This window comes from Streptomyces sp. NPDC047072 (assembly GCF_040643855.1).
In the GTDB taxonomy this organism is placed as follows: domain Bacteria; phylum Actinomycetota; class Actinomycetes; order Streptomycetales; family Streptomycetaceae; genus Streptomyces.
In genome coordinates this window covers 1-13357 of record NZ_JBEYVC010000136.1, presented here as the reverse complement: position 1 = coordinate 13357, position 13357 = coordinate 1, and the positions used below count along the sequence as shown (strand labels likewise).

The following is a 13357-nucleotide window of genomic DNA, read 5'->3' as shown; positions in this document are numbered from 1 at the left end:
CGTTCAAACAGCCGGCCCCGGGAGCGCGCTCCCGGGGCCGTGCGGGTTCACCAGCGGCTCTCGACCTGGTCCTTGATGCGGCGGTCGTAGAGGTCCCGGATCGCCGTGAGGGTCTCCTCGGACAGCGGGGGCAGCTTGGCGGCGGCCGCGTTGGCGCGGGCCTGCTCGGGGTTGCGGGCGCCGGGGATGACGGTGGTCACGCCGGGCTGCTCGATGATCCAGCGCAGGGCGAGCTGGGCCGGGGTGTAGCCCTCGGGGGCCAGGGCGGAGAACTCGGCGGCCGCCTCGACACCGGTGCGGTAGTCGACGCCGGAGAAGGTCTCGCCGACGTCGAAGGACTCGCCGTGCCGGTTGTAGGTGCGGTGGTCGTTCTCCGGGAAGACCGTGTCCGCGGTGTACTTGCCGGAGAGCAGGCCCGAGGCGAGCGGGACGCGGGCGATGATGCCGACGCCCGCCTCCCGGGCGGACGGGAGCACCTCGTACAGCGGCTTCATGCGGAAGGCGTTGAGGATGATCTGCACGCTGGCCACGCCCGGGCGGGCGATCGCGGTGAGCGCCTCCGCGGCGGTCTCCACGCTCACGCCGTAGTGGGCGATGCGCTCCTCCTCGACCAGGGTGTCGAGGGCGTCGAAGACCTCGTCGCTGGAGTAGACGGGCGTGGGCGGGCAGTGCAGCTGCACCAGGTCGATGCGGTCGACGCCGAGGTTGCGGCGCGAACGGTCGTTCCAGGCGCGGAAGTTGTCGAGGACGTAGTTCTCGGGGATCTGGTCGACGCGGCGGCCCATCTTGGTGGCGACCAGCACATGCAGGTCGGGCCGGCCGCTCAGGAAGGAGGCGATGGTCTGCTCGCTGCGTCCGTCGCCGTAGACGTCGGCCGTGTCGAAGAAGGTGACCCCCGACTCGGCCGCCGCCTCCAGTACCGAGAGGGCTTCCTTGTCGTCGACGTCTCCCCAGTCGGCCCCGAGTTGCCAGGTGCCGAGTCCGACGACGGATGCGTGCTGCTGGGACCTGTCGAATGTGCGCTCGTCCATGGCGTCAGTCTGTCACCCGTCGCCGACCTGCGCGGAATCGGCGGCTCCGGGCCTCCACATGTGAATTATTCACTCACATGGGTGACACGCTTCGAGGTGAGGCATGCACGTGTCAAACGACGCCTAGCGTGACCCCGTGACTGATCGTTCAGTGAGCAACCACCCCAGCGACCACCCGCGGGACACCCCGTCCTGGACCCGCCGCGGCTTCCTCGCGAGCGCCGCCGCCCTGGCCGCCGTCCCGATTCTGCTGCCCGCCGATCCGGCCGCCGCGGCCGAGGAGCTGCCGGACTTCCCCTCGGACGTGGCCCTGTACCGCTCGGCCTATCGGAACTGGGTCGGCGAGATCACCGCCGACGGGCTGTGGGCCTGTGCGCCGGCCGACCCCGATCAGGTGGTCGAGGTCGTCAACTGGGCCTGGCGGCACGGCTGGCGAGTACGCGCCCGGGGTTCCTCGCACGGCTGGTCCCCGCTGACGATCACGGAGGGCACGGCGTCCGACGCGCCGGTCCTCCTCGTCGACACCGCCTCCCACCTCACCGGCCTCTCCCTGGACTCCGGCTCCGCGGTGCGGGCCGGCACCGGCGTCACGCTGGAGGCGCTGCTCACCTACCTGGAGGAGCACGGGCTCGGGGTCACCGCCGCGCCCGCGCCCGGTGATCTCACGCTGGGCGGGGCGCTGGCGATCGACGCGCACGGTACTGCCGTGGCGGCCGACGGGGAGGAGCGGCTGCCGGGTCAGACGTACGGCTCGCTCAGCAACCGGATCGTGGCGCTGACGGCGGTGGTGTGGGACGAGGGCCAAGGGGCGTACGTGCTGCGGGAGTTCAGCCGCGCCGAGGCCGACAGTGCCGCGCTGCTCACCCATCTCGGGCGGGCCCTCGTCACCGAGGTGGTCCTGAGGGTCGGCGCCAACAGCAATCTGCGGTGTGTGAGCCGGGTCGACATCCCGGCGGCCGAACTCTTCGCGGCGCCCGGCGGCGACGGGCGGACCTTCGCGAGCTTCCTGGAGGAGGCGGGGCGGGTCGAGGCGATCTGGTTCGCGTTCACGGAGTTCCCGTGGCTGAAGGTGTGGAGTGTGGCGCCGACCAAGCCGCTCACCTCGCGGCGCGTGACCACGCCGTACAACTACCCCTTCTCCGACAACGTCCCGACCCTCGTCGCGGACCTGGCGGGGCGGATGGTGTCGGACGCGGCCTGGTATCTGGCGCCGGTGCTGGGGAACGCGCAGCTCGACGTGGCGACGGTGGGGCTCACGGCGACGCTTTCGGCGGACATCTGGGGGCCGTCCAAGAACACGCTGCTGTACATCAAGCCGACGACACTGCGGGTGACGGCGAACGGGTACGCGGTGCTGACCTCGCGGGACCAAGTACAGCGGGTCGTCTCGGAGTTCACGGACTTCTACCGCGAGCGGCTGGCCGTGTACGCCGCGCAGGGGAAGTTCCCGGTGAACGGCACGGTCGAGATCCGGGTGACGGGGCTCGACGATCCGGCCGACGCCGAAGTGGCGGGCGCGCGGGCGCCGTTGCTGTCGGCGTTGCGGGCGAGCGACGACCACCCCGAGTGGGACACGGCGGTGTGGCTGGACATCCTGACGCTGCCGGGGACGCCGTACGCGGAGGCCTTCCTGCGGGAGATCGAGCGGTTCCTGTTCGACGGGTATCCGCTGACCCGGGTGGAGTGGTCCAAGGGGTGGGCCTATACGGAGGACGCGGTCTGGGAGGACGCGGAGGTGCTGGAGTCCGTGGTGCCGTCGTCGTTCGGCGAGGCGGTGTGGGGGCAGGCCTCGGGGGTGCTGGACCGGCTGGATCCGCACGGGGTGTTCGGCACCGCGTTCCTCGACCGGCTGTTCCGTTAGGGGGTCAAGTGGGCCTGCACCGTGGGCGCGTACCGGTCGACGACATCCTCCACCGCGGATGCCCTCAGGTGGGTTCCTCTCGCGATGCCGTACATCACGCCCAGGCCCAGCAGCGTGCCCACGGCCAGCTCCGCGCGCAGGCCCGCGTCCTCGCCCTCGAGGCGTTCCGCGAGGCGGTCGACCACCTGCGCACGGAAGTTGACGCGGAGGATGTCGCCCTGTTCGCCCTGGACCGGGGCGAAGGCGATGCGGAGCAGGGGGTCGGCGCCGCGTTCGAGCTGACCGGTGAGGACGTGGTGGACCATGTGGCGGCCGAGGTCGTCCAGCGGCGCGTCCAGGAGGGCGTCCGCGTCGGACTCGAAGGACATGACGCGGGCGAAGAGGGCGTCCTTGTTGCCGAAGTACTTGACGATCAACGGCGGGCTGACACCGGCGCGTTCGGCGACCGCCTTGAGCGTGATGTCGGCGTGCGCGGTGCGGGCCAGGAGGTGGCGGGCGGCCCGCAGGATGGCGGCCTTCGTCGACTCGGCGTCGCGGCGGGCGGTCGGTGCGGCGGGCGCGGCGGCGGATCCGGTGGTGCTCACGCCCCTCATGCTCCCTCCATCGCCCCGTCCCGGGCATCCCGGGGACGGCTCTCGGCCGGCCGCGCGCTCCCGGGCGCGGGGTCGCCCGGGATGGTGAGGGCGGTGGCGCTCGCGGCCAGGGCGACCGCGCCCGCCATGCCGAAGGCCAGCAGATAGCCGTGCAGCGTGGGCAGCGAGGCCCCGCCGACCAGGCTCGTGTGGTGCACCAGTACGGCGGCCACGGCGGCGCTGGAGACGGCCTGGCCGATGGTCCGCATGAGGACGTTGACGCCGTTGGCGGAGGCCGTCTGCGAGGCCGGGACGGCGCGCAGGATCAGGGTGGGCAGCGCCGAGTAGGCGAGGGTGGTGCCGGTGCCGACGACCGCGGCGCCCACGATGATCATCCAGAGGTCACGGCTGTCGACGATCCGCACGGCGTACCCGAGCGCGATGACCAGGGCCCCGATCGCGAGCGTCACCCGCGGTCCGCGCGCCGCCGAGATCCGGGCGGAGACGGGTGAGAACAGCAGCATGATGACGCCGCCCGGCAGCAGCACCAGGCCGGTCTCCACGATGGTCAGGTCGAGCCCGTACCCGGTGGCCGCGGGCGCCTGCACCAGCTGGGCGGTGACCAGGGAGTTGGCGTAGAAGGCGAACCCGGTGAACAGCGCGGCCACGTGGGACAGGCCGACCCGGGGTTCGGCCACCAACTTCAGGTCGACGAGCGGCCGTTCGGCCCGCAGCTGCTGCCACCACCACAGCGCGAGGACGACGACGGAGGCGCCGAACAGCCCCAGGATCCGCGGGCTCCCCCACCCCCACTGCCCGCCCTGCGAGACGCCGAGCAGCAGACACACCAGCCCGACGGCCAGTCCGAGCGCCCCGACGACGTCGAAGCGCCCGGGCTCCCGAATCGGCGACTCGCGCACGGCCCATCCGACCGAGCCGACCCCGAGGAGACCGAGGGCCGCGGTCACCCAGAACATGGTGTGCCAGTCGGCGTACTGCACGATCATCGCGGCGAGCGGCAGCCCCAGGGCAGCGCCGATGCCGACGGTCGAGCTCATCAGCGCCACCGCCCCGCCCCGGCGCTCCGGCGGGAGTTCGTCGCGCAGGATGCTGATCGACAGCGGTACGACGGCGGAGGCGGCGCCCGAGAGGGCGCGGGCGGCGATGAGGATCCCGATGTCGTTCGTGAGGGCGCACACGACCGAGCCGAGGGTCATCAGCCCGAGGGCGGTCATCAGGACCCGCCGCTTGCCGTACATGTCACCGGCCCGTCCGAGGACGGGGGTGAGGACGGCCCCCGAGAGCAGGGTCGCCGTGACCATCCAGGAGACCGCGCCCGGCGAGGAGTTCGTCAGCCGGGGCAGGTCGGGCAGCAGGGGCACGACCACCGTCTGCATGACGGCCATGAGGATGCCGCCGAAGGCCAGCACCGGCACGGTGAGCCGAGGTATCGGGCCGGTCTTCTCCATAGCGACTCCGGGCATGAAAAACGGGTGAATGGCGATTCACCCTAGCGGTGAATCGCCATTCACCCAACAGCGCGGCTTACTTGCCCGAGGTCATCCGCTTCGCGTGCACGCTCCGGGCGATCTTCGGCCCGAGCCAGCGCTTCAGCCTCCGCAGCGGTTCCAGCCGTCCGGCGGCCCGGTCGATGCGGTAGTAGAGCTGCGGCGGGACGTACGGCAGCAGGGGCGAGTGGCGCTGGCCGAGCAGGGCGAACATCTGCTCCGGCGGCAGGTCGATGTAGCGGGGCAGGTTCTCGTACCACTGCGCGCTGTAGCGGGCCGCGCTCTGGATGGAGAGGAGTTCGGCCTTGCGCTGCCGCTCGTAGCGGTCCAGGGCCTGGGGGAGGTCGATGCGCTCGTCCAGGGAACGCAGCGCGTGGGCCAGCGCGATGGAGTCCTCCAGCGCGAGCGTGGTGCCGGCGCCGATGGAGTAGTGGGTGGTGTGGGCCGCGTCGCCGAGGAGGACGAGGTTGTCGTGGTGCCAGGTGCGGTTGGTGAGCGTGCGGAAGTTCAGCCACTGGGCGCTTCCGGAACCCGCCGAGCGGCCGATGAGCGCGTGGCCGTCGAGGATGTCCGCGAACAGCTTCTCCAGGAGGGCCAGCCCCTCGCCCTCGTCGGCGTGGTCGAGGCCGAGGCCGTTCCAGGTCTCCGGCGCGCACTCGACGACACAGGTGCTGCGCTCGGGGCTGAAGGCGTAGCCGTAGCACCAGATCCAGCCGTGGTCGGTCTCGGCGAAGGCGAAGGTGAAGGAGTCGAAGACCTTGGTGGTGCCGAGCCAGAGGTAGTGGTTGCGGCCCTCCTTGATCTCGGCGCCGAAGTGGTCGGCGCGCCCGGTGCGCAGGGCGCTGTGGACTCCGTCGCCGGCGACGACGAGGTCGGCGTCGGGCAGGTTCTTCTCGGTGATCTCGTGCTCGAACTCCAGCCGGACGCCCAGGGAGCGGGCCCGGCCGGCGAGGATCTCCAGGAGGCGGTGGCGGCCGATGCCGTGGCCCAGGTCGCTGTCGCGCCGGGTGGACACGTCCCGGACCCGGGCGACGCCCTGGTTCCAGGTGACCGAGTGCTCCTCGATCGCACGGGCGGACTCGGGGTCGTACTGCTGGAGCTTGTCGAGCAGTCCGCGCCAGTAGGTGACGCCCCAGCCGTAGGTCGAACCCTCCGGGTTGCGCTCGTACACGGTGATGTCGTGGGACGGGTCCTGCTTCTTCAGCAGGATCGAGAGATACAGGCCGGCGGGCCCGCCACCGACACAGGCGACCTTCACGCATACCCCTAGGAGTTACCTATAGCGATTGTTTGGCAACGCAGGGTAGCAGTCGACGGAAGGGCGGCCGCCCCGTTCTTACGGTTTGCGGTGCGGGGCGTGCGGTACCCGCGCCAGGACAGTCCGACAACGACGAAGGAGGGATTCACCCGTGTCTCAGGTCGAGGAATCCATCGAGGTCGGCGTCCCGGTGCACACGGCGTACAACCAGTGGACGCAGTTCGAGACGTTCCCCGAGTTCATGAGCGGGGTGGAACGCATCGAGCAGCGGACCGACACGCTCACGCACTGGGTGACCAGCGTCAACGGCGTGCACAGGGAGTTCGACGCGGAGATCACCGAACAGATCCCGGACGAACGGGTCGCCTGGACGACCATCGCGGGCGAGGCCAGGCAGGCCGGGGCGGTGACCTTCCACCGGCTCGACGAGACCCACACGAAGGTGATGCTCCAGATGGACTTCCATCCGGACAGCGTCACCGAGAAGGTGGGCGACAAGCTCGGCTTCGTGAAGCGGCAGACCAAGGGCGACCTGGAGCGCTTCAAGAAGTTCATCGAGGAGCGCGGCCGGGAGACCGGCGAGTGGCGCGGCGTGGTGGTCTGAGCGCGCGCAGTCCGCGCCCCAGGGTCAACCGGCCGCTTCCGTACGGCACTCCGGGTGCCCCCAGCCCTGGCCGTTCTTGGTGATGGGCTCGCCGGCCGCGTAGGAGCGGCCGCACAGGCACCGGCCGGGGAACTTGGCCTTGATCGTGCGTGAGGACGAACCGCCGCTCCGTCCGGGCGACTTGGCCCGGGCGGGGCGCGCGGTCTTTTTCGGGGTGTCCGGCGACGGCGGCGGCACCGGGGAGCCGAGGGCACTGCCCGCGGCCTCCTGGACGATCGCCGCCTGGCTCGCGGCGCGGTCGGCGAAGTCGTTGAGGGGGTCGCCGTCGACCTGGTGGGCGGGGACGTAGCGGAACTCGACCGAACGCCCGCCGAGGAGTTCGTCGATACGGACCACGAGATCCTGGTTGGCGACCGGCTTGCCCCCGGAGGTCTTCCAGCCGTTGCGCTTCCAGCCGGGCAGCCAGGTGGTGACGGCCTTCATGGCGTACTGGGAGTCCATCCGGACCTCCAGCGGGACGTCCGGGTCGGTCGCCTCCAACAGCCGCTCCAGCGCGGTGAGTTCGGCGACGTTGTTGGTCGCCTTGCCGAGCGCGCCGGCCTCCCAGCGGTCCGGCGTCTCCGTCTCGTCGGCGACGACCCAGGCCCAGCCGGCCGGTCCCGGGTTTCCCTTCGAGGCCCCGTCGCACGCGGCCACCACTCGTTCACGCATGGGCCCGATCATGCCATGCGCGCGGGAGGGCACCGGCCGCTCGGGGGTACAGCAGCCAGCAGCTGGGTCCCCGAACTCGGTGACGCCCCGCCTCAGTCCCCGTACTCCGCCAGCGCCGCGGCCGCGACCCGCCGCACCTCGGAGGCGCCCGGCCCCGCGCCCTCCACATCGGCGAACAGCAGATGTACGGCCCCGATCAGCATGGGCGCGACCACCTCGACGTCCGCCCCCGCCGGGACGCGCCCCAACTCCCGTTCCGCGGCGAGGTAGTCGGCGACCATCCGCGCGGCCTCCTTCATCACGGGCACTCCCGGCCCCCTGATCTCCCGCAGCCGGGCGCGCAGGGCGTCCCGCGAGATCAGCAAACCCATGATGCGCAGGGCGATGGACTCGAACAGTTCGGTGAGCGCCTCGACGAGGTTGTCGACGACCGTGCCGGTGCCCGCCGAGCCGAGCAGGGCGACACCGCGCGCCTCGACCCGGCCCACCCGGTCGAGCACGAACTCGGCGAGGAACGCGTCGAAGTCCTCGAAGTGCCGGTGCAGGACCCCCTTGGCGACCCCGGCCTCCGTCGTGACCGCCCGGCTGGTCAGCGCGTTCGCCCCGTCGCGGAGCAGGATCCGCTCCGCCGCGTCGAACAGCTGGTCCCGCACATCACGGATGGCGATCCCTGTCGGCACTGGTCACCTCGCCCTTCTTCGAACACCGGGCACGATTCTTGCCGAGTGGGCACGTGCCCACTTAGAGTGGGCGCATGCCCACTTCTTCGCACGGATCCTTCATTCGCCGCGAAGCCGCGGAGTCCTACGGCGCCGACGCCGAGCGCTACGACCGGACCCGGCCGCGTTATCCCGATGCTCTGCTGGAGCGGATCATCGCCACGAGTCCGGGCCGGGACGTGCTGGACGTGGGTACCGGCACCGGTATCGCGGGCCTGGCGTTCCAGGCGCGGGGCTGTCGGGTGCTGGGAGTCGAACCCGACGCGCGGATGGCCGAGTTCGCGCGCGGCAAGGGGCTCGCCGTGGAGGTCGCGAAGTTCGAGGACTGGGACCCGGCGGGCCGGACCTTCGACGCAGTGGTGGCGGGGACGGTCTGGCACTGGGTCGACCCGGTGGCCGGTGCCGGACAGGCGGCCCGGGTCCTGCGACCGGGCGGGCGCCTCGCGCTCCTCTGGAACGCCTTCCAGCCCTCACCGGAGGTGGCCGAGGCGTTCACGGACGCCTACGCCCGGGCCCTGCCCGACCTCCCCTTCGACTGGCGCCGGCTGTCCGGCACCGAGGCCTACGCCCAGGTCTCCGGCCCCGCGACCGACGGCATCCACAAGGCGGCCGCGTTCGACGAGCCCGAGGAGTGGCACTTCGGCTGGGAGCGGTCGTACACCCGCGCGGAGTGGCTGGACCAGGTGCCCACGTTCGGCGGCCACAACCGGCTCCCGGCCCGGCGACTCGACGCCCTCCTCACCGGCCTCGGCGAGGCGGTCGACGCGATGGGCGGCGCGTTCGTCATGCACTACACCGCCCTGGTGCTGACGGCGGTCAGGACACGTCCGTGAGCCCCGGCATCTCCCCTTGCGTGGTGGTGACGTCGACGACGGAGAAGTTCGCGCCCTGCGGGTCGGTGAGGGCCGCGAAACGGCCGAAGGGCGAGTCCGTCGGGCCGAAGCGCAGGATCCCGCCGAGCTTGGTGGCGCGGGCCACGGCGTCGTCGCAGTCGGCGACGTTGAAGTAGACGTTGATGTACGCCGGGACCTCGGGCGGGAACTCCGCGGTCATCTTCATCCGGCCGAGCACCGTGTCGTCGCCCAGGTTGAACATCCGGAAATCCATGGCGTCGTCCTGGATCTGCTGGGCGCCGTAGCCGAACACCGCGGGGAAGAACGCGTCGGACTTCTCCGGCTCGCGGGTGAAGATCTCGGCCCAGCAGAAGGCGCCGCGCTGCTCGGGCGGTGCCTCGAAGCCCTCGTGGACGCCCGCCTGCCACACGCCGAAGACGACCCCGCTCGGGTCCCGGCCCAGGCACATCGTGCCGAAGTCGCCGACCTTCATCGGCTCCATGAGGATCTCGCCGCCGTTGTCCCGGATCTTCCCGGCGGTGGCGGCCGCGTCCGGGGAGGCGAGGTACAGGCACCACTGCGACTGCCCCTCCTGCCCGGGCATCGGCGGCACGACGGCGGCGACCGCCCTGCCGTCCGCGTAGGCCTGCGTGTAGTTGCCGTACTCCGACGACGACTCGCCGAAGGTCCAGCCCAGGACGTCGCCGTAGAAGCTCTTGGCTCCCTCGACGTCCCCGAACATCGCGTCGGCCCAACAGGGGGTTCCCTCAGGTGCTACGGCCATGGTCTCGGCCCTTCCGAATCGGTGCGCGGTCCGCTTCCCCACGCTAGCCACGGAGGCGCCGACCCGCGCGTCGAACCCGACGGCCCTACGTCAGACGTACGGTCGCCTCGCCCATCGAGTCGACCGGGTCCAGCAGCTCCAGCGTGCCGTGCGCCCGCAGCAGGCGCCGGGTGCCCGGCGAGCAGACCACCGCGAAGGCGGCGCCGTCCGCCAGCACCCGGCGGCGCAGGCGCAGCACCGGGCCCAGTCCGGCGGAGTCGACGAAGGAGACCGGGCGCAGGTCGAGGACGTAGGCCGGGGCCGCGAGGGCGGCGAGCGAGTCCAGCCAATAGCGCAGGTGGTGGGTGGTCGCCAGGTCGAGGTCGCCGTGCAGTTCGGCGACGAGCAGACCCTCGACGCCGCCCATGAGCGGGAGGTCCGCGGGCCCCGGGGGCCAGGGCAGGGTGGTGACGGGTGCCAGGCTGTCGTCGTGCACGGTGGTCCGTCCCCGTCGTCGTACCGATGACCAGTTCCGGCGCGGACGCGTGCGGCGGTACGTCCGTCCCCGCGCCGTACGTGCCCGCGCCGGAAATCCCCCCGAGCGGCTCCCCCTTGAACCGTGGGTGCCTACTGTTCTACCTTCGCCACATGGTCTGGGCATCAACGCCCGCTCATCAGCGACACAACGGGCGGGTGCCGGGCGGGCCAGGTGATGCGGAATGCGCCCGCACCTCGCCCTGATCGAGGACGACCCCGACTTCGCACTGATGTGCCGTTCCTATCTGGAGCGCGCGGGATTCACCGTCACCTGGGCCATCGACGCCCGCGCCGGGAAGTCCGTCCTGTACGAGAGCTCGATCGATCTGGCGGTCCTGGACCTGGGCCTGCCCGACGGCAGCGGACTGGAGCTTCTACGGGCCCTGCGCTCCACGAGCCAGCTCCCGGTCATCGTGGTCACGGGCCGCGGCGCCGAGGCCGACCGGGTGGCCGGGCTGGAGATCGGCGCGGACGACTACCTGGTCAAGCCGTTCTCCCAGCGGGAGCTGGTGGCCCGCATCCACGCCGTACTGCGGCGCTCGCAGCCGCCGGAGGCACCGACCCTGCTGTACGCGGGCGGACTGGTCGTCGACACGGCCGCGCGCCAGGCCTCCGTCGACGGCGCCCTGCTGATGCTTCGCCCCAAGGAGTACGCCCTGTTGGAGATGCTCGCCGCCGCGCCCGGCCGGGTGTTCTCGCCGGAGCAACTGCTGGAGCGGATCTGGGGTTCGGCGTCCTGGCAGCAGCCCGCGACCGTGGTCGAGCACGTGTACCGGCTGCGCGGCAAGCTCGCGGACCTCTCCCCCGCAGCCCCGCGGATCACCACCGTCCGCGGGTACGGCTACCGCCTCGATCCCTGATCCGACGTACGGGACCCGGAGGTCCGCCCATGCCCGACGCCCCCGACTTCCGGCGGCTGTTCGACGCGGTCCTGTCCCCGCTGCTGGTGCTGTCCCCCGAGTTCGTCATCGTCGAGGTCAACCGCGCCTATCTGACGGCGACGCGCACCGAGCGGTCGATCGTCGGGCGCCTCATCTTCGACGTCTTCCCCGACAACCCGGAGGATCCGTCGGCGGACGGGGTCGCCAATCTGCGGCGCTCGCTGGAGACGGTGGTGGCGAGCGGCCGTACGGACACGATGTCGATGCAGCGCTACGACATCCCGGGCGGCGAGGAGGGCGTCTTCGACGAGCGGTACTGGTCGCCCGTCAACTCGCCCGTCCTGGACGCCGAAGGGCGGGTCACCCATGTCATCCACCGGGTCGAGGACGTCACGGAGTTCGTGCATCTGCGCAAGGTGGGCCGGGAGCAGCGGCGGGCCGCGGCCGAGGCGCAGATGCGGGCCGAGGGCATGGAGATCGACCTGTTCGTACGGGCGCGGGAGATCCGCGAGGTGAACGAGCAGCTGAGCCGGGCCAACAGCGAGCTGGACGCGGCGGGGCGCAGGCTCAGGGAGGAGCAGCAGGCCAAGGACCGGTTCATCGCCACGCTCTCGCACGAGCTGCGCAACCCGCTTGCCGCCGCGACCGCGGCCACCGAACTGCTGGCCCTGGACATGCCCGAGGGGCATCCGGCGCTGGCCGTCCTGGAACGGCAGCTGGGCACGCTGGCCCGGATGAGCAACGACCTGCTGGACGGGACCCGGGCGGTGACCGGGCGCCTGGAGCTGGTGCGCGAGCCGGTCGACCTGCGCTCCGTCGTGGAGGGGGCGTGCGCGGACATCGACGGACTGTTCCGGCACGACGGCCGCGTCCTCGACGTACGGCTGCCCGCCGAGCCGCTCGTCGTGGACGGGGACCGGCTCAGGCTCGCGCAGGTGCTCACCAACCTGCTGTCCAACGCCCTCAAGTACACCCGGCCGGGCGGCCGCACCGAGGTGGAGCTGGCGGGCGGGGACGGGCGGGCGCGGCTGACGGTGCGGGACGACGGCATCGGCTTCGAGCCGGGCCAGGCCGAGGAGCTGTTCGGGGTGTTCATGCGCGCGGCGCCGGCCGGTCCGGACACGCCGGAGGGGCTGGGGCTCGGGCTCGCCGTCGCGCAGACCGTCGTCCATCTGCACGACGGCCGGATCACCGCGCACAGCGACGGACCGGGCAAGGGCGCGCGGTTCACGGTGACACTGCCGACCACCGGGGTCCCGGCCGCGCCACGGCCCCGGGCGGCCGCCGAGCGGAGCGTTCCCCGGCAGCTGTCGCTGCTGATCGTGGAGGACAACACGGATCTGGCGACGACGTATCACACGCTGCTGGAGCGACGGGGTCACCGCGTGATGACCGTGCACACGGGCGGTGCCGCGCTCGCCGCCGTCGAGACCGGCGGCTTCGACGTCGTGCTGTGCGACCTGGGGCTGCCCGACATCGACGGCTACACGGTCGCCCGCAGGGTCCGGGCGCGGCCCGACGGCGGGCGGCTCCTCATGATCGCGGTCTCCGGCTTCAGCCAGGGGCCCGACCGGGCCGTCTCCCGGGCCGCCGGGTTCGACGCCCACCTGACCAAGCCGCTGCCGCTGGCCGAGTTGCTGGACTTCCTGGAGCACCCGAGCGGCAACTGGCCGCAGCAATGACGCGCGCCGGGTGTCTTCCGCCCTGGGCCCGGCTGTGCTTGCCTGGGGGACCGTTTTTCGGCGACCGGGTCGGGAGTCGCGTATGCGGACACCGTGGATCGTGGGGGTCCTGCTGACCGGAGCGCTGCTGCTGGGCGCCTGTACGGACCCCTCGGACGGGCCGGAGGCGGCGCCGCCGACGCCGGATGTCCCGCACGCGTCCACCACACACCAGCGGGCCCAGGCGTCACCGGACGCCAGTGCCCCCGCGGTGACCGCGCCCCGCGTCCTCTACCTCGGCGACTCCCTCGCCATGGAGGCCCAGAACGTGCTGCCTCCTGGCCGCCGCTGGAGGACGAACTGCGGGGGCTCGGGCGGCGGTTGCTCGACTGGGCGGCTGACGGGAGCGGGCCGCGGG

The 13357-nt window shown here is 71.9% G+C and carries 13 protein-coding genes and 1 pseudogene; 6 read left to right on the top strand and 8 right to left on the bottom strand.

The features are described 5' to 3' along the window. Positions 1-47 precede the first annotated feature (47 nt). The gene (locus ABZ896_RS38480) at positions 48-1031 is read right to left on the bottom strand and encodes an aldo/keto reductase (RefSeq protein ID WP_360939568.1); all 984 of its coding nucleotides are present in this window, start codon (positions 1029-1031) and stop codon (positions 48-50) included. A 136-nt stretch (positions 1032-1167) separates the two neighbouring features. Here ABZ896_RS38480 and ABZ896_RS38475 point away from each other — a divergent pair, with 136 nt between their 5' ends. Continuing rightward, a complete protein-coding gene (locus tag ABZ896_RS38475; RefSeq protein WP_360939566.1) occupies positions 1168-2892 on the top strand; it encodes a cholesterol oxidase substrate-binding domain-containing protein in 1725 nt (574 codons plus the stop codon). On the opposite strand, the gene ABZ896_RS38470 is transcribed toward ABZ896_RS38475, so the two are convergent. The 3 genes from ABZ896_RS38470 to ABZ896_RS38460 form a co-directional block, all read right to left on the bottom strand. Continuing rightward, positions 2889-3485 (bottom strand): TetR family transcriptional regulator, encoded by a 597-nt coding sequence (locus tag ABZ896_RS38470; RefSeq protein WP_360939564.1) that lies wholly within the window; start codon positions 3483-3485, stop codon positions 2889-2891. The genes ABZ896_RS38475 and ABZ896_RS38470 overlap by 4 nt on opposite strands. Further along, positions 3482-4948 carry an MFS transporter gene (locus tag ABZ896_RS38465; protein WP_360939562.1) on the bottom strand — a complete coding sequence of 489 codons (1467 nt, stop codon included), beginning with the start codon at positions 4946-4948 and terminating at the stop codon, positions 3482-3484. The genes ABZ896_RS38470 and ABZ896_RS38465 overlap by 4 nt, the downstream gene beginning before the upstream one ends. Before the next feature lie 61 nt (positions 4949-5009). Continuing rightward, a complete protein-coding gene (locus tag ABZ896_RS38460) occupies positions 5010-6230 on the bottom strand; it encodes an FAD-dependent monooxygenase (protein WP_360939560.1) in 1221 nt (406 codons plus the stop codon). A gap of 151 nt (positions 6231-6381) precedes the next feature. Between ABZ896_RS38460 and ABZ896_RS38455 the strand changes: the two genes are divergently transcribed. Next, on the top strand, positions 6382-6834 hold the full coding sequence (locus ABZ896_RS38455) for an SRPBCC family protein (protein ID WP_360939558.1): 453 nt from the start codon (positions 6382-6384) through the stop codon (positions 6832-6834). A 24-nt stretch (positions 6835-6858) separates the two neighbouring features. Here the strand turns inward: ABZ896_RS38455 and ABZ896_RS38450 are convergent, their stop codons facing one another. Next, complete coding sequence (locus tag ABZ896_RS38450) at positions 6859-7557, bottom strand: ribonuclease H (RefSeq protein ID WP_360939556.1); 699 nt, start codon at positions 7555-7557, stop codon at positions 6859-6861. A gap of 80 nt (positions 7558-7637) precedes the next feature. Next, on the bottom strand, positions 7638-8225 hold the full coding sequence (locus tag ABZ896_RS38445) for a TetR family transcriptional regulator (protein ID WP_360939554.1): 588 nt from the start codon (positions 8223-8225) through the stop codon (positions 7638-7640). A 74-nt stretch (positions 8226-8299) separates the two neighbouring features. On the opposite strand from ABZ896_RS38445, the gene ABZ896_RS38440 reads away from it, so the two are divergent. After that, positions 8300-9097 carry a class I SAM-dependent methyltransferase gene (locus tag ABZ896_RS38440; protein WP_360939552.1) on the top strand — a complete coding sequence of 266 codons (798 nt, stop codon included), beginning with the start codon at positions 8300-8302 and terminating at the stop codon, positions 9095-9097. On the opposite strand, the gene ABZ896_RS38435 is transcribed toward ABZ896_RS38440, so the two are convergent. Together ABZ896_RS38435 and ABZ896_RS38430 are read right to left on the bottom strand one after the other, a co-directional pair. Beyond that, positions 9081-9881, bottom strand: a complete 801-nt coding sequence (locus tag ABZ896_RS38435; protein WP_360939550.1) for a VOC family protein — start codon at positions 9879-9881, stop codon at positions 9081-9083. The two genes, ABZ896_RS38440 and ABZ896_RS38435, sit on opposite strands and share 17 nt — an antisense overlap. An 85-nt stretch (positions 9882-9966) precedes the next feature. Continuing rightward, positions 9967-10356: an STAS domain-containing protein gene (locus ABZ896_RS38430; protein ID WP_360939548.1), complete on the bottom strand. Its 390-nt coding sequence runs from the start codon at positions 10354-10356 to the stop codon at positions 9967-9969. A gap of 223 nt (positions 10357-10579) precedes the next feature. Between ABZ896_RS38430 and ABZ896_RS38425 the strand changes: the two genes are divergently transcribed. The 3 genes and pseudogenes from ABZ896_RS38425 to ABZ896_RS38415 all read left to right on the top strand — a co-directional run. Continuing rightward, positions 10580-11257 (top strand): response regulator transcription factor, encoded by a 678-nt coding sequence (locus tag ABZ896_RS38425; RefSeq protein ID WP_360939546.1) that lies wholly within the window; start codon positions 10580-10582, stop codon positions 11255-11257. A 29-nt stretch (positions 11258-11286) separates the two neighbouring features. Beyond that, a complete protein-coding gene (locus tag ABZ896_RS38420) occupies positions 11287-12960 on the top strand; it encodes an ATP-binding protein (protein ID WP_360939544.1) in 1674 nt (557 codons plus the stop codon). An 82-nt stretch (positions 12961-13042) separates the two neighbouring features. Next, positions 13043-13357 (top strand): annotated as a pseudogene (locus tag ABZ896_RS38415) (hypothetical protein); the annotation flags it as partial.